Below are 23,310 nucleotides of genomic sequence, written 5' to 3' on the forward strand. Positions count from 1 at the left end.
GATCCTCCTCAGTCGTTCAGATGGTAGACGGCGCGGGCGGTCCCTTCGAGGACCAGGGCCCGGTCGGCCGGGGTGAGATGGTCGATCGCGGCCCGGTGGGCGGCCGCCAGGTCGGCATAGGTCGTCCAGAGCTTTTCGATCGGGAAGTTCGAGCCGAACAGGCAGCGTTGCGGGCCGAACAGGCCCAGGGTCTCGCGCGCCACGAAGCCGATATGGGCGGCATCGTTGCGGCGCAGGAAGGTGCCGAGGCCGGAGAGCTTGGAGACCACATTCGGGCGCCGCGCCAGCATGTCCATGCCGTGGCGCCAGGCCTCGATGCCGGCCGGCGACAGATCCTCCAGCATGCCGGCATGCTGCAGCACGAAGGTCACGCCAGGGCAGGCCTCGGCGAGCGCCGCCGCACCGGCCATCTGGCCGGCGAAGACCTGCAGATCGAAGCTCCAGCCATAGTCGGCGAGGCGCGCGACATTGCGCTGCAGCGTCGGATTGAGCGCGAGATCCGGTGCGGAGGCGAAACGATAGAGCGGATTGTCGTGCCAGTGCAGTTGCATGCGGACGCCGCATACGGTCGGCTCGGCGGCGAGCGCGTCGAGCTGCGGCCGCACATCCTCGGCGAGCATGTCCGCATAGGCGACGATCGCGATCGGAAAGCCCGAGCTGCGGCCGGCATCTGCCACGAACCGCACCTCGTCGAGCGCGCGCGCCGGCGCCCAGTTGGCCTGGACGTAGACCGCGCCGGTAACGCCCGCGGGGCGGCAGTCGGCCAGATATTCCTCGATTCCGTAGTCGCGCCGGATCGGCTCGTAGGGACCGAAGATGCGCGGCTGCATCGGGCCGACGAGCCAGGGCAGGTCGGCTTGCCGCCAGATGTGGAAATGAGCGTCGATCATGCGGCCCTGCCTCCTGCGAGCGTGACGAGATGACGGGCCACCGCCGCCGTGGAGGCGCCGTTGCCGAGCGTGGCGAGGAGCGGTCGGATCGCCGCCATCGCGTCCGTCTCCGGCCGGTAGTCCGGGTCCGCGGCGAGCGGCGAGAGCCAGTCGATCCGGAAGGCGCGCGCCGCAAGCCGGCGCATGGCGGCGATCATCGCGGTCGGGTCGCCGCGTTCGAGCCCGTCGGAGAGCACCACCACCACGGCGCCGCGGGCGTAGCCGGCAAAGCGGGGGACCGCCAGGAAGGCCTGCAAGGCATCGCCGATGCGCGTGCCGCCGTCCCAGTCGGCGACGAGCCCGGAGGCGAGCGCCAGCGCCTGCGCGCGGTTCTTCAGCTTCAGGACGCGGGTGACCCGGGTCAGCCGGGTGCCGAAGGTGAAGACCTCGGCGCGCGGCGCGGACTGCACGAGCGTGTGGGCGAGCGCCAGATTGGCGTCGCTGCGGCTCTTCATGGATCCGGACACGTCGATCAGCATCAGGACTGGCCGCGCCCGCGTCGCCCGCCGCCGCCGCTTGAGTGTCATCACCTCGCCGTCGGTGCGGATGGCGGCCTTCAGGCTCCGGGCAAGGTCGATCCCCCGGCCGCGCCGCGCCATCCGGAAGCGATAGCCGCGCCGGCGGGGCAGGGCGGTGGGCAGGTCGCGCGCCAGCCGGGCGAGGACCGCGCCATCGTCGCCCGGACGCAGCTGCCGGACCGCCAGCGCTTCCGCCTCGATGGCCTCCCGCCCGGTCTCGTTGACCGTCTCGCCGATCAGGATCTCCCGCTCGCCGCCGTCCTCCTGAATCTGCGTCTCCTCGTCCGGCTGCCAGTCGTCGGCCTCGTCGGGCTCGCCGTAGCCGCCCAGGAAATGCAGATCGAACAGCGCGTCGAAGCGGGCGAATTGGTGCGGATGCGGGGCGAGCGTGGCGTGCGCGGCCTGGCGCATATGCTCGATCGAGCGCGGCCCGAGCAGGCGGACGGCCTCCAGGAAGGCGATCGTCTGCTCCGGCGCCACGGCGAAGCCGTTCTGCCTGAGGAGGGTCGGAAAGGCGACGAGAGGGCGGCTCGCGGCCGGCAGCCGGGCGGTCATGACGCGATCGCTCCGATCAGGGCATCGAGCCGCGGCCGCATGTGGGCAAGATCCTCCTCGTCCTTCAGTGCCGCCCCGATCGACCGGCGGAACGCGTCCGGCCAGGGCGCGCCGGTGCGGCTGAGCGCGGTGGCGGCCTCGGCCCAGTCGACCGCCTCGGCGACGCCCGGCGGCTTGGTCAGCGGTTCCTGCCGCAGGATGCCGACCGCATGCACCACCGCCCGCGCGGTCGCCTCGGCGACGGCGGAGGAGCGCAGCATGATGATCGCGGCCTCGCGGGCCGGATCCGGATAGGCGATATAGTGGTAGATGCAGCGCCGCCGCAGCGCCTCGTGCAGGTCGCGCGTGCGGTTGGAGGTCAGCACCACCACCGGCCGCTCTGCCGCCCGGAGCGTGCCGCGCTCGGGGATGGAAATCGAGAAGTCGGAGAGGAATTCCAGGAGGAAGGCCTCGAACTCGTGGTCCGAGCGGTCGATTTCGTCGATCAGCAGCACGGTGGCCCGCGGCCGGCGCAGGACGGCCAGCATCGGCCGCTCGATCAGGAAGTCGTCGCGGTAGATGTCCGCGCTCTCGCCCTCGCGCGCCTGCCGGATCGCCAGCATCTGGCGCGGATAGTTCCACTCGTAGAGTGCCGCGCTGGCGTCGATGCCCTCGAAACACTGCAGCCGGATCAGCTGGCGACCGAGGATGCCGGAGAGCGCCTTGGCGGCCTCGGTCTTGCCGACGCCCGGGGCGCCTTCCAGCAGCAGCGGCTTGCCCAGCATCAGGGCCAGATAGGCGGCCGTGGCGACCCCGTCGTCGGCCAGGTAATAGGCCGCCCGCAACGCCTCGGCGAGCGCTTCGGGACTGGTGAGACCGGGGATCGGCGCCGCGATGGCCATGGCCTAGAGGGCTCCCCCGCGGCGGGTCTGGGGACGCGGGCCGCCATTGGCGCGGATGCCGCGCAGGATCTTCTCGGGCGTGATCGGCAGGTCATTCACCCGCACCCCAACGGCGTTGTAGACCGCGTTGGCGATCGCCGGCAGCACCGGATTGGCGCACATCTCGCCCGGTCCCTTGCCGCCGAAGGGCCCGTCCGGCGCCGGCCGCTCCAGGATCGAGATGTCGTAGGGGGCGATGTCGCCCGGGCCGGGCATGAGATACTCGACGAAATCGCGCGGCCCGTGGTCCGTGTTGGGATAGTAGGGCTCGGGCGTTTCGTAGAGGGCGTGGCTGATGCCCATCCAGGCCCCGCCGACGAGCTGCTGCTCGACCATCTTCGGATTGATCACCCGCCCGAGTTCGTAGGCCGAATTCATGCCGAGCACGGTGACCTCGCCGGTCTCGTCGTCGACCTCGACATCGGCGACCAGGCAGGCATGCGCGAAGGCCGTGTTCGGGTTCATCTCGCCGGTGTCGGGATCGACCGACGACAGCGGGATCAGGAAGATGCCGCGCCCGGCGATGGTCTTGCCCTGCTTGAACTGGGCCGCCTGGGCGGTCGCCTTGACGGTGATCGAGCGTGACGGCGCGCCGCGGACGTGAATGTTGCCGCGGCCGTCGGTGACCAGGTCGGCGGCATTGACCTCGAGTTCCTCGGCGGCCGCCTCCAGCAGCACCCCGCGCGCCTCGCGGGCGGCGGCGATCACCGCATTGCCCATCCGGTGCGTGCCGCGCGAGGCGAAGCTGCCCATGTCGTGCGGACCGGTGTCGCTGTCGGCGGTGTCGACATAGACATCCTCGACCGGCACGCCGAGCGTCTCGGCGGCCACCTGCCGGGTGACCTGCTTCATGCCCTGACCGAGATCGATCGCCGACAGCGCCACGGTGAACTTGCCGTCGGGATTGGAATGGATCAGTGCCTGGCTCGGGTCGCCGCCGAGATTCATGCCGATCGGGTAGTTGACGGACGCCATGCCGCGTCCCCGATACTGGGCCATGTCAGCGCCTCCTGGTGCCGAAGATCGACGAGAAGCGGTGCGCGCCGTGCTGTGGGGCCGGTGCGGCGGGCGGGGGCGGCGCGGCCGGGGAGGCCGGTGCAGGCGGCTGAGCGGCGGCCGCCGGCTGGTAGGCCGGGGGCTGGTAGGCCGGCGCGGCCGCCGGTGGCGGCGGCGCGGCGGGCCGGTCCGGTGCGGCGGGACGGTAGGATTCGTATTGCGGCACCGCGGGCGGCTTGGCGCGGCCTTCGGTCGAGCCTTCCATGATCGGCTGCTTGGAGAGCGGGATGCGCGTGGTTCCGGCCGGCAGCGTGCGCACCGCCTGGCCCTTGCGCGATTCCGGCCGGCCGATCCTGCCATTCTCGTCGATTGGGGTCGCCGGAATGTCGGCCCGCGCCCCGCCGCCGCCGGTCGTCGAGGACTGGCGGCGCGCATGATCGGAGAGCGGCCAGCGCGCTTTCTCGGCGGCGACCTGCACGCATTCGATCAGGGCCGTGTTCTTGGCGACGCGCCGGTGGGGCTTCATGTCGCCGTCCCGGTAGGCGTTGAGGATGCGGAACTCCATCGGGTCCATCCCGCAGGCCTCCGCACCCTTGTCCATGTGGACCTCCAGGGCGAAGTCGACCGCCGTGATGCCGAAGCCGCGCATGGCCGTGGACGGGCAGCGGTTGGTGTAGGCGACATAGATGTCCGAGGCGACATTCGGGATCGAGTAGGGGCCCGGGACATGGGCGGTGCACTTGATCGCCGCGTAGCTCGACAGCCGCGTATAGGCGCCGGCATCGAAATAGCTGCGGATGTGCCGGGCGACGATGCGCCCGTCGCGCATGATCCCATCCTTGACGTAGATCCGCTCCGCGCCGCGCGGGCTGCCGTAGAGCATCTCCTCCTCGCGGTCGAGCACGTAGCGCACCGGCCGTCCGGTCAGCATGGCGCCGAGGATCGAGAGCGGCTCGGTCAGGCTGTCGACCTTGCCGCCGAAGCCGCCGCCGACCGTGCCGCCGATGAAATGCAGCCGGTTGGAATCGAGATTGACGATCTTGGCCGCCGTGCCGAGCGAGAAAAACAGGCCCTGCGCGCAGGAATGCACGACGTAGCGATCGTTCTGCTCCGGGGCCGCGATCGAGCCGTTGGTCTCCGTCGGCGCATGCTCGATCGGCGACATCTGGTAGCGGTCCTCGACGATCAGCTCGGCCGCCGCGAAGGCGCGCTCGACATCGCCGAAGCGGAGCTTCTGGTGGTCGTATTTGTCGTGATATTCGAAATAGTTGCCCGGATAGGTCGGGTTGACCACCGGGGCGCTGGGCTCGAGCGCCGCCTCGACATCGAAGACGGCCGGCAAGGGATCGTAGTCGACGCGCACCAGCGCCCGGGCGGCGAGCGCCTGGGCCTCGGTCTCGGCCACGATCGCCACCACCGGCTCGCCCTTGTAGGCGACCTTGTCGACCGCCAGCGTGGGCTCGTCGTCCTTGCCGAAGTTGATCAGCGACAGGAGCGTGTTCTTGTTGACCGGGACGTCCGCGCCGCGGATCACCCGCTTGACGCCCGGCGCCCGCTCGGCCTCCGCGACATCGATGCGCCGGATGCGCGCATGGGCATGCGGGCTGCGCACGACCTTTAGATGCAGGAGCCCCTCGAAGGCATGATCGTCGAAGAAGGGCGAACGGCCGGTGACATGGCCGAGCATGTCCTGCCGCTGCACGCTCTTGCCGACCACGTTGAGGTCGTCGTTGCGTTCGTCCCGGAAGAGATCCTTGCGGAATTCCATGGCGGATCGCCTCCTCAGCTGCGGGCCCGCGCCGGCCCGGAGCGGGCGGCCGCCAGGATGGCTTCGATGATCGGCTCGTAGCCGGTGCAGCGGCAGATGTTGCCGGCGATCGCCTCGACCACCTCTGCACGCGTGGGGTTCGGGTTGCGGGCCAGGAGCGCCTTGGCGGCGGTCAGCATGCCGGGCGTGCAGAAGCCGCACTGCGCCGCGAAATGCTCCATGAAGGCGACCTGCAGGGGATGCAGCGTCGGCCCGTCGGCCATGCCCGACACGGTCTCGATGCTGGCACCGTCGCAGGTGGCGGCCAGGGTCAGGCAGGAGAGCCGCAGCTCGCCGTTGATGATGACCGAACAGGTGCCGCAGGTGCCTTGGCCGCACCCGTATTTCGGGCCGAACTCGTTGAGACCGCGCCGGAGCACGGTCAGGAGATTGTCGGCCGGGTCCGCAAAGGCGGCCCGGTCGGAGCCGTTGAGGCGGAACTGGACGGGTATCTTGCGCATCCTCGCCTCCCTCAAACCGGTCCCGCGAGGAGCCGTGCCAGATGCACGGGCAGCACCTCGCGCCGGTACCAGTCGCTCGCCACCGCATCGGTCGCCGGCGACACGCCTTCGAGCGCCGCATTGCGCGCCGCCGCGATCGCGGCGGCATCGAGCGCCCGGCCGTCGAGCGCGCGTTCCACGCCGCGCGCCCGGATCGGCGTCGCCGCCATCGCCCCATAGGCGACGCGCGCCTGGCCGATGCGGCCCGTCGAGCCGGGCAGATGCACGGCGATCGAGAGGATCGAAACGCCCTTCGGTTTGACGCGGCTGACCTTCTTGAAGCGGAAATCCGCCGGACTTTGCGGCCGGGTGAAGTGCACGGCGACCACGAGGCGCTGCTCGCCGCGCGCCCGGGCGGCCAGGAATTCCTCCATCGGGACTGCGCGCGCCGCGCCGTAGCCGGCGAGCACCATCACCTGCGCGTCGAGCGCCAGGAGCGCCACGGTGAAGTCCCCATAGGGGGTCTCGGCGAACAGGTTGCCGCCGACGGTCGCCATGTTGCGGATCGCCGGGCCGCCGACCGAACGCGCGGCCGGATGCAGGACGGCGAGCTCGCGCTCGGCCAGGACGGCGGCGAGCGTCACGCCCGCCCCGAGCTCGATGCGGCTGCCGGAGGCTTGGATCTGGCGATAGGCGGGATCGAGAACGCGCACCAGCGTCCCGTCGGTGAGGCGCCCCTCGTTCACGTCGCGCATGACGAGGGTGCCGCCGGAGATGAGGCGCGCGCCCCGGTCGGCGGCGAGGATGCCGGCGGCTTCGGCCATGGTGGCGGCGCTGCGCAGGTCGAGCGGCATCTCAAATTCCTCCGGTCGCGATTTCGGGCAGCCGTCGTACGGCCTCCATGCCGGCGGCATAGACATTGTCGCCGACCATGCGGGCGAGTTCGTCCTCGCGGCCCGGGGGCGTCGTGAAGCGACCCTCCCAGTGCCAGAAGCTGCGGTTGCCGTCGGTCACCGGCAGCAGCCGGATATGGGCGACGTAGTTGAAGAGCGGAATCGGCGTGTCGAGCAGGCAGTAGCTGTAGGTCATCTCCAGATCGGAAAGCGCCAGCAGCTGTTCGCGCAGTTCGCTGCCGTCGACCAGCGTGAAGCGGCGCACGCAGCCGACCTTGTCGGACGGGTGGTGCCGCTCGATGGCGCTCTCCGCCACGATCGGATGGTAGCTATCGTGACCGTTGAAATCGCGCAGGACCGCCCAGAGCCGGTCGACGGGCACATCCACGATCGTGCTGCGGACGACTCTCGGCACGGATCAGCCTCCGAAGGCGCGCTTCAGCGCGTCAAAGCCGCCCTGGAACACGCCCCCGCCGATGCCGGCGACCAGTTCGGCCTCCCGCTCGGGCGCGCAGTCGAAATCGGCCGACCACTCGATGAAGGTGCGGTCCTGGTCGGTGACCGGCGTCAGCCGCAGCGTCGCCACGTAGTTGGTGAGCGGCATCGGGCTGTCGAGGATCGAATAGGTGCATAGCATGTCGTAGTCGGACAGCCCGAGCAGCTGCTCGCGCAGCCGGTCGCCGTTGCGGAGCGAGAAGGCGCGGATGCAGCCGACCTTATCGGCCGGTTCGCCATTCTCGATCCGGCTTTCCGCGATCGCCGGATGCCAGTTCGGCAGCCCGTTGAAGTCGCGCACGCGGGCCCAGACCCGGGCCGCCGGGGCATTGATGACACTGGAGGTATAGACGCGCGCCATGGTTCACCCCGTCACTTCTTCTCGCCGGCCCCGCCGTCCTTCGGCTTGGGCGGCTGCGTATCCTTGGCGATGCGTTGCAGGTCGGAGGCCTCGCGAATGAGGCCGCCCATCTTGGAGAGGCTGCCGCCCTCGATGCCGATCTCCTTCAGCACCTCGTCGATGAGCGGCGCCTGGACCCGGTAGCGCAGCGCGCTGTCGATCACCTCGTCGGTCGGCGTGCGGCTGGACGAGCCGCCACCGCCGCCGCCGCCAAGCCCGTCGACATGCAGGATCTTGATGCCGTCGATCTTCTCCATCGGCTTGACGCTCTCGCGCACGATGCCCTCGATCCGGTCGAGCAGCCGCCGGCGGAACAGCCCGTAGCGGGCGCCGTCGGAGAGCACGTTCTCGGCCTCGTAGAGCAGGCGCTGCGCTTCCGCCTCGACCGCGCGCCGGACCTTCTCGGCCTCCGCGCCGATGCGAACCTCTTCCGCGGCCGCTTCCGCCTGGATGACGTCCACGGTCTTGCGACGCCGGGCGGTCTCCTGTTCCTGCGTGGTCTTGACCAGTTCGGCCGCTTCCACCGCCTTGGCCTTGGCAATCTCGGCCTGGGCGGCGGCCGCGCTCTCCTCGAGCGACTTGGTGTAGAGCGCGATCGCCTTGTCCATGGCGGTGCTCTCGACGTCGCGCTCGCGCTCGATCTCCAGCTTGCGCAGGTCGCGCTGGCGGCCGACGCGGGCCTGGTCGAGGCCGCGGTCGGAGGCGATGCGAGCGCGCTCGACCTCCTCGTTGGCGACGATCTGCGCCTCCTGCAACGCCTGGACGCGGGAGACTTCGAGCTGCTCGATGGCGCGCTTGCGTTCCAGGAGCGCGGCTTCGAGCGCCTGTTCGCGGGCGATGTCGGAGCGGTCGATCTCCTGCCGGGCGACGATCTCGGCCTGCCGCAGCATCTTGTCGGCGCCCGTGCGCTCGGCCTTCTTGGCCGACACCACGATGGCGCGCTCCTCCTCGGCGATCTCGACCTGCCGCTTCTGCTCGATCTGCAGCACTTCCCGGATGCGGGTGGAGGCGATGCGCTCCTCCTCGATCTTCAGTTCGGCGGCGATCCGCTGGCGTTCGACCGCGTCGCGGCGCTCGATCTCGGCACCCTCCAGCTCCTCGGTGCGCTTGATCTCCAGTCGGCGCGTGGCCAGGTCGGAGGCGATGCGCTCCTCCGAGACTGCCTTCTCCTGAGCGATGCGCGCCGCCTCGATCTTCAGTTCGGCGGCGATCCGCTGCCGTTCGACCGCGTCGTGGCGCTCGATCTCGGCGCCCTCCAGCTCCTCGGTGCGCTTGATCTCCAGCCGGCGCGTGGCCAGGTCGGAGGCGATGCGCTCTTCCGCGACGGCCTTCTCCTGGGCGATGCGGGCTGCCTCGGTCGCCTCGCGCGCGGCGATCTCGGCCCGCTCGACGGCGGCGTTGCGGTCGATCTCCAGCTTGCGCCGGCCTTCCTCGAAGCTGATGCGCTCGGCGGTGATGATCTGCTCCTGGGCGATGCGCGCCTTCTCGACCGCCTCGCGCGCCGCGATCTCGGCCTCGTCGAGGCTGCGGTTGCGGGTGATCTCCAGATGGCGGATCTCCTGCTCGCGGGCGATCCGCTCGGCGCTGACCAGCGCCTCCTGGGCGATGCGGGCCTTCTCGGTCGCCTCGCGGGCGGCGATCTCGGCGGCCTCCAGCGAGCGGGTGCGATCGATCTCCTTCTGGCGCGTCTCCATCTCGGAGGCGATGCGGGTCGCCTGAATGGTCTGCTCGTTGCGGATGCGGGCCTTCTCGACCTCCTCGCGGGCCAGGATCTGGGCCGCTTCGACGGCCTTGGTGCGCTCGATCTCGCGCTGGCGCACCTCGCGGTCGGAGGCGATCCGCGCCTCGCTGATCACCTGCTCGTTGGCGATCTTGGACTTCTCGATCTCCTCGCGCGACCGGATCTGCGCCTGCTCGGCCTCGGTGTCGCGCTGGGCCCGTTCGCGGGCGACCTCGGCGCGCTGCATGGCGCGGCGGATTTCGATCTCGCGCTGCTGATCCAGCCGCGCGGTCTCGCTCTCCCGCTCGATGTCGAGCGCCTGCCGCTCGGCCTCCAGGTTGCGGGTGCGGATGCGGATCATGGCATCCTGCTCGATGTCGTTGCGCAGCTTCCGCTTCGCCTCGATCTCCTCGATGACGCGGGTCAAGCCTTCCGCATCGAAGCGGTTGGAGGGGTTGAAGAACTGCAGATCGGTCTGGTCGAGGTCGGTGATCGCGACGCTCTCCAGGACGAGGCCGTTCTGCTCCAGCATGTCAACGGCGGCGTCCTTGACCCGCTGAACGTAGAGCCCGCGCTGCTCGTGCATCTCCTCCATGGTCATTTCCGAGGCGACGGAGCGCAGCGCGGAGATGAACTTGCCGGACAAGAGCGCATTCAGCTGGTCCGGCTGCAGCGTGCGCCGGCCGAGCGTCGCGGCGGCCACCGAGACATTGGCGGCGTCGGGCCGGACGCGCACGTAGAACTCGGCATCGATGTCGACGCGCATGCGGTCGCGGGTGATGAGCGCATCCTCCCGCGCCCGCGTCACCGCCATGCACAGGACGTTCATGCTGACCAGCGTCACGTCATGCACGAAGGGCAGCACGAAGGCGCCGCCGTTGATCACCACCTTCTCGCCGAAGAAGCCGGTGCGGACGAAGGACACCTCCTTCGAGGAGCGCCGGTACAGCCAGTTCACCAGATAGACGACGATCGCAATGACGATCACCGCCACGATGAGCCAGAGCAGGAGGTTCCCGATCAATTGCCCCGTCATCTCCATGATCCTCTCCTCGGCCGATCCGGCGTCGCCTTGCGGCACGCGGCGGGGCGGCGGGCTCCCTCGTTCCGTCGATTGTTCACGCGGCGCGCTGCCGGCCGATGGCCTTGAAAGCGCGCGTCTGGTCCCGGATCGCCACCTCCACCGGCAGGCGCTCCATCGAGGAGGCGCCGTAGAAGCCGTGGCAGTGGCGGGTATTCTTCATGATGAAATCGGCATCGGCCGGCTCGGCGACCGGCCCGCCATGCACGAGCACGATGGCATCCGGCTTGATCGCCAGCGCCGCCTCGGCCCAGCGGTCGACCAGGGCCGGACAGTCGGCGAGCTTCAGGGCGGTCTCGGCCCCGATCGAGCCCCCGGTGGTCAGGCCCATATGGCAGACGAGAATGTCGGCCCCGGCCGCCGCCATCCGCCGGGCGTCCTCCTCGCCGAAGACATAGGGGGTGGTCAGCAGGCCCTTGCGGCCGGCGAGGCCGATCATCTCGACCTCGAGCGCGTAGCTCATGCCGGTCTCTTCGAGATTCTGCCGGAAGACGCCGTCGATCAGGCCGACGGTGGGGAAATTCTGCACGCCCGAGAAGCCGACGCGCTGCACCTCGTCGAGGAAGACGTCCATCGACCGGAACGGGTCCGTGCCGCAGACGCCGGCGATGACGGGCGTCCGCTTGACCACGGGCAGGACCTCGGCGGCCATCTCCATCACGATGGCGTTGGCGTCGCCATAGGGCATCAGGCCCGACAGCGATCCGCGCCCGGCCATGCGGTAGCGGCCGGAATTGTAGATGACGATCAGGTCGATGCCGCCGGCCTCCTCGCATTTGGCCGAGAGGCCGGTGCCGGCGCCGCCGCCGACGATCGGCTCGCCACGGTCGATCATGGCGCGGTAGCGATCGATGAGTTCGCTGCGGGTGAACGGAGCCATGGTCATGTCCTGCCGGAGGCGCCCCGGTGGCGACCCTGGTGCAGCGCCCGGAAGTGCTGGACGAGAGCCGCCGCGAAGGCGGGATCGTTGATGTGATGGGGAAGACGGACGATCTGGCGCGTGGCGGTCACGCGCACCGTCGCGGTCAGCGCGTCGATGAGCGCGGCGTCGGCGGCCGGATCCCAGAAGGGCTGCCCAGGCGCATCGAGGGCGGAGACCCCGCCTTCCGGGATCAGGAACCGGACCGGGCCTTCCATGCGGTTGAGCCGTTCGCCGATCCACGCGCCCATCCGCCGGTTCTCCTCCACGGTCGTGCGCATGAGCGTGACCTGCGGGTTATGCGGATAGAACCGGCGCTGGCGATAGGCGGCCGGAACCGTGTCGGGGGCGGCGAAATTGACCATGTCGAGCGCGCCGACCGAGCCCACATAGGGCAGCTTCGTGCGGATCACCGCCCCGAAGCGGTTCTCGGTCGCCGGCAGGATGCCGCCCATCAGAAGGTCGCAGACCTCCGTCGTCGTCACGTCGATGACGCCCTGGACAAGCCCGGATTCGACCAGCTTCTCCATCGCGCGGCCGCCGACCCCGGTGGCGTGGAAGACGAGCGGCTCCCACTCCTTGCCGATCAGCCGCGCCACCTCTTGGACGCAGGGCGTGGTCACGCCGAACATGGTCAGGCCCGCGAGCGGACGCTCCCCGGCCGGCCGGCGCCCCGCCGCCGCGTCCTCCATGAACGCGCGCGCCATGGCGGCCATCGCGCGGGCGCCGTTGCCGAGCACGGTCCGGGAGATGCGGTTCAACCCCTGCACGTCGGTGACCGAGTGCATCATGGTGATGTCGGTCGCGCCGACATAGGCGGCGACGTTGCCGGACGCCATGGTCGAGATCATGAGCTTCGGCACGCCGACGGGCAGCACCTGCATGCCGGCGGTGGCGATGACCGTGCCGCCCGAGCCGCCGGCCGAGATGATCCCGACGATGCCCTGCTGACGCCCGATCCAGGCCCGGAACGCCTCGGTCATCGCCGCCACCGCGGTGCCGCGGTCGCCCGAGGCGATGCCGGCCGAACCGGACGGGGAGGCGAGGGCCACTTCCTGGGCGGAGACCTCCGCCCCCTGGTTGCGGCCGGCGGTGGAGAGATCGACCAGGCGGGTGCGGATCCCGGCCGCCTTGATGATGTCCCGGATGTAGCGCAGCTCGTCGCCCTTGGTGTCGAGCGTGCCGGCGATGATCACATGCGGTTCCTGGGGCGTCCGCCCGGCCAGCGGCGACAGGTCGCCGACTCGGCCGCCGTCGACGGTGGCGAGCGTCGGCCGCGTCACCGTGCGCGCCTGCGCCTCGATCCGCGCGGCCGGGACATCCTGCGACCACCGTGTCGGCGTCGTCGGATTGGAGATGAAGATCCGGATCGGCCCTTCCGGCGCGGCGGCCGGCTGCGCGGCGGCACCGGCGTCGGCTGCGGGCGCCCCGGCATCGCCGTCATGGCTGTGGCGGCCGACGCCGAGGAGGCGCTGCTGCAGGTCGCGATCGGCGGCGAGCACCGAAGAGGCGATCACCTGGTGGATGCGGCCGTTGACCATGATGGCCACCGGGTCGGACATCTGGGTCGCCACCCCGATATTCTGCTCGATGACCAGGATCGAAACGTCGCCCTCCGCGGCGAGGCGCACCAGCGTCTCCTCGACATGGGCGACGATGACGGGCGCGAGGCCCTCGGTCGGCTCGTCCATGATCAGGAGGCGCGGGTTCATCAGGAGCGCGCGGCTGATCGCCAGCATCTGCTGTTCGCCGCCGGACAATTGCCCGCCGCCGTTGCGCCGCCGCTCCGCGAGGCGCGGAAAGACCTCGTAGATGCGCTCCGGCGTCCAGGCGCCGTTCTTGCGTGCCATCAGGCGGAGATGCTCGTCGACGGTCAGCGAGCGCCACAGGCGCCGGCCCTGCGGCACATAGCCGATGCCCAGCCGGGCGATTTCGGCGGGCGCGCGGCCGACCAGTTCCTCGCCGCGGAAGCGGATCGACCCCGAAGCGACCGGCACGAGGCCCATGATCGCCTTGCACATGGTCGTCTTCCCCATGCCGTTGCGGCCGACGACGGAGAGGACGCCGGAATGCAGCGCCAGGTCGACGCCCTGCAGGGCATGGCTGCGCCCGTAGAAGACATTGAGACCCTGGATCTGCAGGATCGGCGGGCCGGAGCCGCCCGCGCGCGGCGTCGCCTCAGCCATGTCCGCCCCCCAGATAGAGTTCCTGGACCTCGGGGTCGTCCTCGATCTCCTCCGGCCGGCCCTCTTTGAAGATCCGGCCGTTGTGCATCATGGTCACGCTTTCCACGACGCGCAGCGCCACGTCCATGTCGTGCTCGATGATGATGTAGCCGATATGGGAGGGCAGCGAGGTCAGGATGGCGACGAGGTCGCGCCGTTCGGTCGGCGACAGCCCGGCGGCCGGTTCGTCGAACAGGATGAAGCGCGGCGCGCCGGACAGGGCGAGCGCGATCTCGAGCTGGCGCTGCTGGCCATAGGCGAGTTCGCCGACGATCCGGTCCCGGTCGGCGGTCAGATGGACCGCATCGATCAGCGCCGAGGCGGCGTGCATCAACGCGTCGTCCCGGTGCGGCCGCAGCAGCGAGAAGCGGTTCCGCGACACGCCCCGGCAGGCGAGATAGACGTTGTCGAGCACCGACAGGCCGGTGAAGAGCGACGAGATCTGATAGGTGCGCCGAAGGCCCCGGCGGATCCGCTCGTGCGGCGGGAAGACGGTCACGTCCTCGCCGAAGAAGCGGATGAACCCGGCGGTGGGCAGGAAATCGCCCGTGATGCAGTTGAAGAGCGTCGTCTTGCCGGCGCCGTTCGAGCCGAGCACGGCCCGTCTTTCGCCCGGCCGGACCGAGAGCGTCACGTCCGAGATGGCCGACAGCGCGCCGAAGCGCTTGGTGATGCCGCGCAGTTCGAGCGCGTTGCCGGCGCTGACCTGGCTCGACGCCATGGCGGCACTGTTCAGGCCGACGCCAGGCGCGGGGGAGGGGGCGATCATGCCGCGCCTCCGTTCCGCGCCGCCTGCCGGGCCGCAGCGCGGGCGCGCCAGCGGTCCCACAGACCCAGGACGCCGTCCGGGGAGAACAGCACCACGGCCAGGAAGCCGAGACCGATGATCAGCTTGAAGCGCTCGGCCGAGAAGCCGAAGAAGCCGAGGAAGTCCGAGGAGAAGACGTTGAGCAGCACGTAGATGAAGGCGCCGATGAAGGGCCCGAGCGGCCGGCGCAGGCCGCCCACCACCGCCACGACCAGGATGTCGATCGCCGCCGGAATGCCGATCGTGCCGGGCGCGATCTGGGAATTCTGCCAGACCAGCAGGATGCCGCCGGTGGCGGCGAAGACGCTCGCCAGGGCATGGGCGGCGACCCGGTGCGACGTCACGCCGAAGCCCAGTGCCGCCATCCGGCGCGGATTGTCGCGAACACCCTGCAGGGCCAGGCCGAACGGCGCCCGGGACAGATAGGTCACGGCCGCGTAGGAAAGCGCCGCCGCCCCGAGCGTGAGATAGTAGAACGGCACCGGATCGCGCCACGCCACGCCGAACAGGGCCGGCGGCAGGACTAGGTTGAAGCCCGAATAACCGTTGAAGATCGAGTAGTTCTGCCGCGTGAAGTAGAAGAAGGCCGCCGCCACGGCGAGCGTGATCATGATCGTGTAGATGCCCTCGGTACGCACCGACAGGGCGCCCGCGACGGTCGCAAACAGGGCCGAGACCAGATAGGCGACCGGCAGGACGATCCACCAGGACAGGCCGAGCGAGATCGTCGCCACCCCCGAGGAACCGAGGATCGCCACCATGTAGCCGGCGACGCCGGCGACGGTCATCTGCAGGAGGCTGACCATCCCGCCGTAGCCGGCGAGGAACATCAGGCTGAGCCCGATCATGCCGAGGATGAAGGTCCAGCCCATCACCTGGAACAGCCAGAAATTGTTGGCCACCACCGGCATGAACAGAAGCACCAGGGCGAGCACCCACCAGCCTGCCGGCACCCGCTCGATCCACAGCGGTTCGACGGTCGGCGCGGAACGCGTGGGGGCATGATCGGTCGCCGCCATGGTCAGCGCCTCGCCCCGAGAAGGCCCTGCGGCCGGAAGGCGAGCACCACCGCCATGACCAGGAAGGTGAAGACGACCGAATAGGTCGGCGCATAGACAAAGCCCATCTGCTCCGTCACCCCGATCACCAGCGCGCCGACCGCGGCCCCGACGATCGACCCCATGCCGCCGACGATGACGACGACGAGGCTCGCCAGCAGGAAGCGCGTGTCCTCGCCGGGCGAGAGGGACTGGAACGTGCCGCCGACGATCCCGGCCATGCCGGCCAGTCCGGCGCCGAAGCCGAACACCGCCAGGAAGACGAGCCGGATGCGCACCCCGGAGGCCGCCAGCATCTCGCGGTCGTCGACGCCGGCGCGGATCAGCATGCCGAGGGCGGTGCGGTTGAGCGTGAACCACATGCCGAGGCCGATCACGATCGCGGCCGCCAGGATCCAAAGCCGGACCGAGGGATAGCGCAGGTAGTTGGCCACGCCGGTCGTGGCGTTGATCGTGGTGACGATCGGCACCTCGACCGGGCCCTGTAGGAATTCGGGCGCCAGGATGGAATAGGACTGCCCGCCCCAAAACCACAGCATCAGGTCGGCGAGCACGATCGAGATGCCGATGCTGACCAGCGTCTGGCGCAGCTCCTCGCCTTCCATCTGCGTGAAGATGAAGTGCTGCATGAGGAGGCCGAGGAGGCCGACGGCCACGAACACGATCGGAAAGGCCAGGAACCAGGAGCCCGATGCCGACGCGACCTCGTAGCCGAGATAGCCGCCGAGCAGGAACAGCGAGCCATGCGCCAGGTTGACGACGCGCATCAGTCCGAAGATCAGCGTGAAGCCGGCGGCGACCAGAAAATAGAGCGCGCCGAGCGTGATCCCGCCGAACAGGGCATTCAGGAAGATCTGCTTGCGGCCCCATTTCGCCGCCAGCTCCGCCGGCCAGGGCGCCAGGACCAGCCAGAGCAGGACCGCGACCAGGATCGCGATCACGAGGCTCCAGAGGGGATGACGTTTGACGAATTCTTCCATCTCGGAAGCCCGGCGGTATCGGATGGCGGCTCTCCGCACCCTTCGGAGGCGAGACTAGAACGGCCCCCCATCGCCCCGCTTTCCCGAACGTCTCTTCTTTCGCCCGCCGCGGCGACCGCCCCGGCCAAGGTCCGGCCGGCCGCCGGTCAATGGGCGAGGCCGACCACGTTGCGCCGATAGGCGCTCGGCGGCACGACGCCGTTGGCGATGAAGAAGCGCGAGAAGCTCGCCGGCGTGGCGAAGCCCAGATCGAAACCGATCTCCGAGACCGTCTCCTCGCCGCGCGCGAGCCGGTCGATCGCCCGCTCCATCCTGAGCGCATTGAGGAAGAGGGTCGGCGGCAGGCCCATCTGTTCGCGGAACAGCTTGAAGAAGTGGGGGCGCGACAGGCCCGCGGCGCGGGAGACCGCGGCCAGGTCGATCGGCTCGCCGAGCTTCTCGCTGAGCAGGGTGATGGCCCGCCGCAGGCGGAAGTCGCAGGACCGCCCGGGCTCGGCGGCGCCGACATCGGCCGGACTGGTCCACTGCCAGGTGAGATCGAAAGCCGCCTGGGTCAGCGCACCGAGGCGGTCTTCGAGCCCACCGTCGCCGTCGCGATGCTGCGCCAGCACCCGCGCCGTCTCCGTCACCAGGCGGGACAGATGGGTGCTCATCTCGACGGTGGACCGGCCGAAGCGGAGGATGCCCGAGGCCTGCCGGCTCGCCTCCACGAACCAGCCCGGCCGAATGTAGAGCACGAGCGTCAGCGTCGGCTGACGGAGGTCGATCGGCTTGAAGTAGTGGGGCTGCCACGGGCTGATCGCCGTCGCCATGGTGGGCGACAGCGGCAGCGGCTGGCCATCGACGACCACCTGGGCAGGCGGCCCGCTGACATGGAAGATGAGATGGCCCTCGCGATGGGCATGGGGAACCATCTGACGGTCCAGCCCAAACAGGCAGGTCCGCCCGAACGCACCATGTGCGACGGCGTGAGCGATGCTCATCGGTTTCCTCCCGCATTCATTTTTTTGCGGATTTTCTGCGAGTTTACAGCACGGGTGGCTGTCCACAATCGGCTTTCGTCAGCGTCCCGCAAGGTGGCCGCGCGTGTCGCCCCGCCGGGACGGCACCAGGCGCGGGTCACCATGCGGCTTCGAGAATCTGGCGGCAGTCGGTCGCCGTCATCCGCCTGGGATTGGCGAGCGATGCCGGATCGTTGGCGGCCGCCTCGGCGAAGCGGTCGAGGCGCCCGGGGTCGATGCCGACATCGCGCAGCCGGGTCGGCATGCCGACGGCGGCGGCGAAGCCGGCGATCTGCCGGTTGAAGGAGGCCTCCGCCTCCGAGCCGGCAAAGGTTCTGGCCAGCGCGGCATAGCGCTCCCCGACCGCCTGGGCGTTGAAGTCCGCAACCGCGGCCAGCAGCGGCGCGCGCATCTCGCCGGGCCAATGGCCGCCCGCCAGTTCGGCCTCCATCGGGCGCGCGAGGGCATCGACACCACCGATCGTCTTCTCCATGGCAAGGCCCGCCGTCAGGGCGGCGGCCATCAATTCGCGGCGCGCCTCGCGTGGCCCGGCCGGCCGGCCGTCGGCCCCGGCCCGGGCCCGGGCGCCCGCCTTCACCCCGAGGGCGGTCGGCAGCCAGCCGGTCATGCGGCGGACGGCCTCCAGGGCAAGCCCGTCCGCCGGCGGGTTGAAACCGGGGCTGGCATAGGCCTCCACCGCATGGACCAGCACCGCCATGGCGGCCGCGGCGAGCCGCCGCGGCGGCGTGCGCTCCAGAACGCTCGGGTCGGCGATGATGCAGTCGGGCCGGCCGCACGGTACCGGCCGCCCGTCGGCGGGACGGATCTGCCGGGCGAGGCCGAGATCGAACAGCGAAACCGGCACAGCGATGACGAGCGGCCGTCGGTCCTGCCGGGCGGCGTGATCGGCGGCAAGCCGCGCCTGCCCGACCGCCGCGGCCCCGCCGATCGCCATCAGCGCCGTGCCGCCATGTTGGGCGAGCTCGGCGCAAATCCGTGCCGCGGTGGCGTGGCTCGGCAGGGAGGCGGAGACCGCCACCACGGTCAGCGTCATCCCGTCGAGAGCGTCCCGGACCCGCTTCAGCGCGGCGGCGGCCCCGGGCTCGTCGTCGATGAGGACGAGGGCTCGCGTCAGCGCGCCGGCCTCCTCCGGAAGCGCGTCCTCGATCGCAGCCTCGGCGAAATGGGTCCGCGCCAGATACCCGATCAGCGTCATCGGCGGCACGCCTGCGGGAGGTGACACACGATCCCCGCCCCGCCGCCGGGACGCGGCAGGGTCGAAGTGCCCGCGAAAACGAGCGGCCGGCCCGGCGGGCCGGCCGAAGGGCGGTTCGGGGCGGGATCAGCCGCCGGTGCGCAGCTTGGCGCAATTGACCACATCGCGGGACGGCAGGCCGAGCGCCTTGAACTGTTCCGCCGTCATGCCGAGCGTCTGGGTGACGTTGTCGGCGCGACCGACCATCTTGCTGGTCAGGTTGCCGTCCGGCCCGTCGACGACCTCGGTGATGAAGACCGTGCCGGTCGCCTGGCGGTTCTCGTTCAGCGTGATCTTGCCGACCGGGCTGTCGAGCTGGAGCTTGTCGAGCGCGGCCATGAACTTCGCCTGCCCGCCCGAGAGGTCGCCGCCGGCGCCCTCGAGGCCCTTGATGGCGGCCTGGGTGGCCACATAGTAGCCGAGGCCGAACAGCGAGGGCGTCGGGAAGCGCTGCGCCGCCGGGATCGAGTCCTGGTACAGCTTGACATAGGCGGTCCAGGCCGGGCTCGGATCGTCGATCGCGAAGGGTCCGGAGGTCGGCGTGCCCTTGAGCGCGTCCTTGGCCTTGCCCTTGGCGGTCAGCACGGTCTGGTCGGCCATGATGGTGCCGCCGATCAGACGGAGCTTTTCGCCGGCCTGCTGGTACTGGTTCAGGAAGTTGATGGCGTCGGTGCCGCCGAGGCCGAGATAGATGGCGTCCACATTCTCGGGCAACTGGGCGATGATGGCCGCGAAGTCGGCCTGGCCGAGCGGCTGCCAGAAGCGCTGCACGATGTCGCCGCCGGCCTTGCAGTAGTCGGCCGCAAAGCCCATGAAATTGGTGTAGCCGAAGGAATAGTCGGCCGCGATGGTGGCGACCTTCTTCCAGCCCTTGGTCTTCACCACGTAGCTGCCGAGGCCGTAGCCCCACTGCGAGCCGTCGAGGTTGAAGCGGTAGAAGTTGCGCGCCGGCTCGACCCAGGTGGTCTCGAGCGCCCCCGAGATGCCGTTGATCACCACCTTGTCGGGGATCGTCTTGGCGAAGTCGCGCATCGCGATGCCTTCGGAGCCGGACAGCGGGCCGATGATGAAGTCAACCTTGTCCTGCTCCACGAGCTTGCGCGCCATGCGGACGGTGGTGTCGGGCTTGGTGTCCGTGGGCGCCACGACGATTTCGATCTTCTTGCCCGCAACGGTGTTGTTGACCTGTTTGAGGGCCAGTTCGACGTTGCGCACGCCGTCCTGGCCGCCGGCCGCGAAAGCGCCTTCGAGCGCGACCAGGACACCGATCTTGATGGTGCCGCTCTGGGCGAGGGCCGCGCCCGGCAGCATGAGAGCGGCGACCGCGACGGCGCCGAGCAGTGAGTTACGCATTTGGTTCCTCCCTGAACGCGGGCGGCCCCCGTGCGATCTTCGCGCCGGACGGTGGGCCGTGCGTCGTTCGGCGCGCCCGTTTGGTCGCGCCTGATGAAAGCTGCCGGGCGCGGCCGCAATCGCCCATATCCCAGCGTCTCATTTTCGCACGTCCCGGTCCCCGGAGCCCCGCCCGACAACGGCTTGGTCGTTCGATCGGGCGCCGCAAGGTCGAAGGCGACAGAGTACCGACAAGGCGCTGCCCGGCGGACGACCGCCCCCGTGCCTTCAGCGGATCGCCTGTCAGGTGAAGCCGAATGCCGTCCGCAACCCAGCGGATGGCCCGGCGTGGCGGTTCCCTGGTCGGCTACTGGCAGATGCGGGAGGTGCCGCTGCGGCCGTGCAGTCCGAGGTCGAGATGCAGGTGGTCGTCATGCCAGGGCTGGCCCGGTCCGAGCACCGTGGTGAAATGCTTGCAGGCGCCGGCCCGAATCTCGGCCAGGAAGCGGGCGTCCCACTCGGCGGGGGCTTCGGGGCGGCCGGCCGAGCTGGCGGCCGAGGCGGCCGGGCTCGCAGCCGGGTCGGCGGTGGCCGGGGGCGGGCGCACCAGCCGCGCCCCGGCCTTGGTGACCGTCATGGCCCCGTCCGCGAATGCGACGCCCATGATGTCGATGGCATTGGCGGCGCCATGTTCGGACAGTTTGGAGCCCGCCACGCGATTGCGCGGCCGGCACTCATAGCTGGCGCCGACCGCCAGGGTGACGGCCTTGCGGCCGATTCGCTCCGCGGCCGGCCGCAACACCGTCTCGCCCCAGCGCGCCAGCGCCTCGGCCATCGGACAGACCATGGTCGCCGGCCCCGACAAGGCCAGCTTCGGGCCGATCGCCGTGACCCTGATGACGCGCTCGGCATGGCATCCGCCGGCGTCGGCGATATCCGGCGCCTCGACATAGACCACCCCAAGCCCGGCCAGGCGTTCCCGGCATGCCGCCTCGTCGGCCGGCGACCGCGCGGGCATCTCTCGGCGCGGCAGCATGGCGGGACCGGGCGGCGGCTTGCCCGTCGTGTCCTGATCCTGGCCGACCGGGGCGCTCGGCCCTGGCTTGCGCCGGGGGATCGGCAGGGCCCTTGCGGCGCGCTGGGCGTCATCGCCCGATCGCCGGGCGTCCGGCGGCGGCACCGGCCGACGGTCCGCGCCACCCGGCGACGGGCTCGTGCCGGCGGCCACCGCCTCGCCCGGAACGGTGCCGGCGAGGAGGATCGAGAGCCAGACCGCGCCGGCGATTGTTCTCGGTCGTGTCACATCGCCATCGATCAAGGTCTGCCTCCCACGGCTATACCAAGGGACACCTGGAATTCGAGCTCGCCGGCGACAAGCTCGCCGGCCGCTGGCATCTGATCCGGATGAGCCCCAAGCCGCGTGAGAAGCGCGAGAACTGGCTTCTGATCAAGGCCGACGACACGGCCGCGCGCGACGAGGATGCCCCCGACATCCTGGAGGAACGCCCGGAATCAGCGAAGACCGGCCGGCTCGCCGCCGAGGCGGTCGATGCAGCGCTGACCCGCAACGATCCGCGCCGGCTCGCCGAGGCGCGCCGGGGCTTCATGCGCCAGCACGGCAAGGTGTTCCTGATCCTGCGCATCATGCAGCATTTCTGGTACGGCTCCGACAAGCGCCGCGAGCGCTTCGTCAGCATCTGCCGCGATCCCGACGTGCTGCGGCTGACCTGGTCCTCCTATCTGGAGAAGGAACTGGTGCGCCAGGAATTCGGCACCCATCTGCGCATCATGATGAAGGACTTCGCCCATCTGTTCGGCATGATCACGCCCTGGGGAACCCGGCCGTGACCCGTTCCGACCGCGGCCGGTCGGCCAAGCCGGCGGCCCTGCGTCTGGCCGGCGGCGCGGAGGGCGGCATTCTGGACCGCAAGGACCAGCATCTCGACATCGTGCTCGACGGCCGGACGGCCCGCTACCGGCAGGCCGAAACCGGCTTCGAGGCGATCGCCTTCGAGCATTGCGCCCTGCCCGAACTCGATCTCGACGAGATCGACCTCGCCACGCCGTTCCTCGGCCGGATGCTGCGGGCGCCGTTCCTGATCAGCTCCATGACCGGCGGCCCGCAGCGCGCGGCCGTGATCAACCGGCATCTTGCGGAGGCGGCCGAGGCCCTCGGCCTGGCGTTGGCGGTCGGCTCGCAGCGGGTCGCCCTGTCGGGTTCGGGCGACGGCGGCGTGACGCGCGAGTTGCGCCGCCTCGCGCCGACCATCCCGCTCCTGGCCAATCTGGGCGGCGCGCAGATCATCGACGAATATGGTCTGGACGAGGCGCGCCGCGCCGTCGAGATGATCGGCGCCGACGCGCTGATCATCCATCTCAATCCGCTGCAGGAGATCCTGCAGCCGGAGGGCGACCGCCGCTGGCGCGGAGCGCTCGCCGCCATCGAACGCCTGGTGACGGCTCTCGATGTGCCGATCGTCGTCAAGGAGGTCGGTTGCGGCCTGTCCGCCGCCGTGGCCCGTCGGCTGTCGGATGCCGGCGTCGACATCCTCGATGTGGCGGGCGCCGGCGGCACCAGCTGGGCGGCGATCGAAGGGGAGCGGGCCGGGACCGAGCATCAGCGCCGGGTTGCCGCCGCCTTCTCGGACTGGGGCATCCCGACGGCCGTCGCGATCCGTGCGGTGCGCGAGGCGGTTCCGGGGGCGGTCGTGATCGGCTCCGGCGGCGTCCGCACCGGCCTCGATGCCGCCAAGGCGATCGCGCTCGGTGCCGATCTGGTCGGTCAGGCGGCCGCCGTCCTGGACGGTGCGGTCGCCTCGACCGAAGCCGTGATCGCACATTTCCGCATCCTGCGGGACCAACTCCGCGCGGCCTGTTTCTGCACCGCCTCGCCGACCCCGTCGGCCCTGCGCCAGGCCCGGCGGCTCGCCGGCTGATCCGTCGGTCCCGTCGGCGGCACCACGGACCGCCGCCCGCCG

Annotated in this window: 20 protein-coding genes and 1 pseudogene; 2 read left to right on the forward strand and 19 right to left on the reverse strand. The window is 70.3% G+C overall.

The window, feature by feature from the left end; translation table 11 throughout:
- Positions 1 to 8 precede the first annotated feature (8 nt).
- The 19 genes from KL771_RS24665 to KL771_RS24755 form a co-directional block, all read right to left on the reverse strand.
- On the reverse strand, positions 9 to 890 hold the full coding sequence (locus tag KL771_RS24665; RefSeq protein WP_261971161.1) for an amidohydrolase family protein: 882 nt from the start codon (positions 888 to 890) through the stop codon (positions 9 to 11).
- Positions 887 to 2,002 carry a vWA domain-containing protein gene (locus KL771_RS24670; RefSeq protein WP_261971162.1) on the reverse strand — a complete coding sequence of 372 codons (1,116 nt, stop codon included), beginning with the start codon at positions 2,000 to 2,002 and terminating at the stop codon, positions 887 to 889. The genes KL771_RS24665 and KL771_RS24670 overlap by 4 nt, the downstream gene beginning before the upstream one ends.
- Positions 1,999 to 2,883: an AAA family ATPase gene (locus KL771_RS24675; RefSeq protein ID WP_261971163.1), complete on the reverse strand. Its 885-nt coding sequence runs from the start codon at positions 2,881 to 2,883 to the stop codon at positions 1,999 to 2,001. The genes KL771_RS24670 and KL771_RS24675 overlap by 4 nt, the downstream gene beginning before the upstream one ends.
- Positions 2,884 to 2,886: 3 nt before the next feature.
- Positions 2,887 to 3,921 carry a xanthine dehydrogenase family protein molybdopterin-binding subunit gene (locus KL771_RS24680; RefSeq protein WP_261971164.1) on the reverse strand — a complete coding sequence of 345 codons (1,035 nt, stop codon included), beginning with the start codon at positions 3,919 to 3,921 and terminating at the stop codon, positions 2,887 to 2,889.
- Position 3,922: 1 nt separating this feature from the next.
- Positions 3,923 to 5,686, reverse strand: a complete 1,764-nt coding sequence (locus KL771_RS24685) for a xanthine dehydrogenase family protein molybdopterin-binding subunit (protein ID WP_261971165.1) — start codon at positions 5,684 to 5,686, stop codon at positions 3,923 to 3,925.
- A 14-nt stretch (positions 5,687 to 5,700) separates the two neighbouring features.
- Positions 5,701 to 6,186, reverse strand: coding sequence for a (2Fe-2S)-binding protein (locus tag KL771_RS24690; RefSeq protein WP_261971166.1), 486 nt, complete (start codon positions 6,184 to 6,186; stop codon positions 5,701 to 5,703).
- Positions 6,187 to 6,197: 11 nt separating this feature from the next.
- Positions 6,198 to 7,019: an FAD binding domain-containing protein gene (locus tag KL771_RS24695; protein ID WP_261971167.1), complete on the reverse strand. Its 822-nt coding sequence runs from the start codon at positions 7,017 to 7,019 to the stop codon at positions 6,198 to 6,200.
- Position 7,020: 1 nt separating this feature from the next.
- Positions 7,021 to 7,473, reverse strand: a complete 453-nt coding sequence (locus tag KL771_RS24700; RefSeq protein ID WP_261971168.1) for an SRPBCC family protein — start codon at positions 7,471 to 7,473, stop codon at positions 7,021 to 7,023.
- Positions 7,474 to 7,476: 3 nt separating this feature from the next.
- Positions 7,477 to 7,914 (reverse strand): SRPBCC family protein, encoded by a 438-nt coding sequence (locus KL771_RS24705; RefSeq protein ID WP_261971169.1) that lies wholly within the window; start codon positions 7,912 to 7,914, stop codon positions 7,477 to 7,479.
- 11 nt (positions 7,915 to 7,925) lie between these two features.
- Entirely contained in the window at positions 7,926 to 10,709 is a 2,784-nt protein-coding gene (locus tag KL771_RS24710) for a flotillin family protein (protein WP_261971210.1), read from the reverse strand.
- An 82-nt stretch (positions 10,710 to 10,791) separates the two neighbouring features.
- Entirely contained in the window at positions 10,792 to 11,634 is an 843-nt protein-coding gene (locus KL771_RS24715; protein ID WP_261971170.1) for a phosphoenolpyruvate hydrolase family protein, read from the reverse strand.
- A 2-nt stretch (positions 11,635 to 11,636) separates the two neighbouring features.
- A complete protein-coding gene (locus KL771_RS24720; protein WP_261971171.1) occupies positions 11,637 to 13,859 on the reverse strand; it encodes an ABC transporter permease in 2,223 nt (740 codons plus the stop codon).
- The gene (locus tag KL771_RS24725) at positions 13,852 to 14,619 is read right to left on the reverse strand and encodes an ABC transporter ATP-binding protein (protein ID WP_390867675.1); all 768 of its coding nucleotides are present in this window, start codon (positions 14,617 to 14,619) and stop codon (positions 13,852 to 13,854) included. Before KL771_RS24725 ends, KL771_RS24720 begins: the two co-directional genes overlap by 8 nt.
- Positions 14,620 to 14,663: 44 nt before the next feature.
- Entirely contained in the window at positions 14,664 to 15,725 is a 1,062-nt protein-coding gene (locus tag KL771_RS24730) for a branched-chain amino acid ABC transporter permease (protein WP_261971172.1), read from the reverse strand.
- A gap of 2 nt (positions 15,726 to 15,727) precedes the next feature.
- Positions 15,728 to 16,744, reverse strand: coding sequence for a branched-chain amino acid ABC transporter permease (locus KL771_RS24735; protein WP_261971173.1), 1,017 nt, complete (start codon positions 16,742 to 16,744; stop codon positions 15,728 to 15,730).
- 146 nt (positions 16,745 to 16,890) lie between these two features.
- Positions 16,891 to 17,727 (reverse strand): AraC family transcriptional regulator, encoded by an 837-nt coding sequence (locus KL771_RS24740; RefSeq protein ID WP_261971174.1) that lies wholly within the window; start codon positions 17,725 to 17,727, stop codon positions 16,891 to 16,893.
- 136 nt (positions 17,728 to 17,863) lie between these two features.
- Positions 17,864 to 18,961: an iron-containing alcohol dehydrogenase gene (locus KL771_RS24745; protein ID WP_261971175.1), complete on the reverse strand. Its 1,098-nt coding sequence runs from the start codon at positions 18,959 to 18,961 to the stop codon at positions 17,864 to 17,866.
- A 126-nt stretch (positions 18,962 to 19,087) separates the two neighbouring features.
- On the reverse strand, positions 19,088 to 20,353 hold the full coding sequence (locus KL771_RS24750) for an ABC transporter substrate-binding protein (RefSeq protein ID WP_261971176.1): 1,266 nt from the start codon (positions 20,351 to 20,353) through the stop codon (positions 19,088 to 19,090).
- Positions 20,354 to 20,699: 346 nt separating this feature from the next.
- Positions 20,700 to 21,650, reverse strand: coding sequence for an extensin-like domain-containing protein (locus KL771_RS24755; protein ID WP_261971177.1), 951 nt, complete (start codon positions 21,648 to 21,650; stop codon positions 20,700 to 20,702).
- 5 nt (positions 21,651 to 21,655) lie between these two features.
- Here KL771_RS24755 and KL771_RS24760 point away from each other — a divergent pair.
- Positions 21,656 to 21,874, forward strand: a pseudogene (locus KL771_RS24760) (hypothetical protein); the annotation flags it as partial.
- 302 nt (positions 21,875 to 22,176) lie between these two features.
- Positions 22,177 to 23,268: a type 2 isopentenyl-diphosphate Delta-isomerase gene (fni, locus tag KL771_RS24765; protein WP_390867661.1), complete on the forward strand. Its 1,092-nt coding sequence runs from the start codon at positions 22,177 to 22,179 to the stop codon at positions 23,266 to 23,268.
- The last annotated feature ends 42 nt before the right edge of the window (positions 23,269 to 23,310 follow it).

The organism is Prosthecodimorpha staleyi (assembly GCF_018729455.1).
Lineage (GTDB): Bacteria > Pseudomonadota > Alphaproteobacteria > Rhizobiales > Ancalomicrobiaceae > Prosthecodimorpha > Prosthecodimorpha staleyi.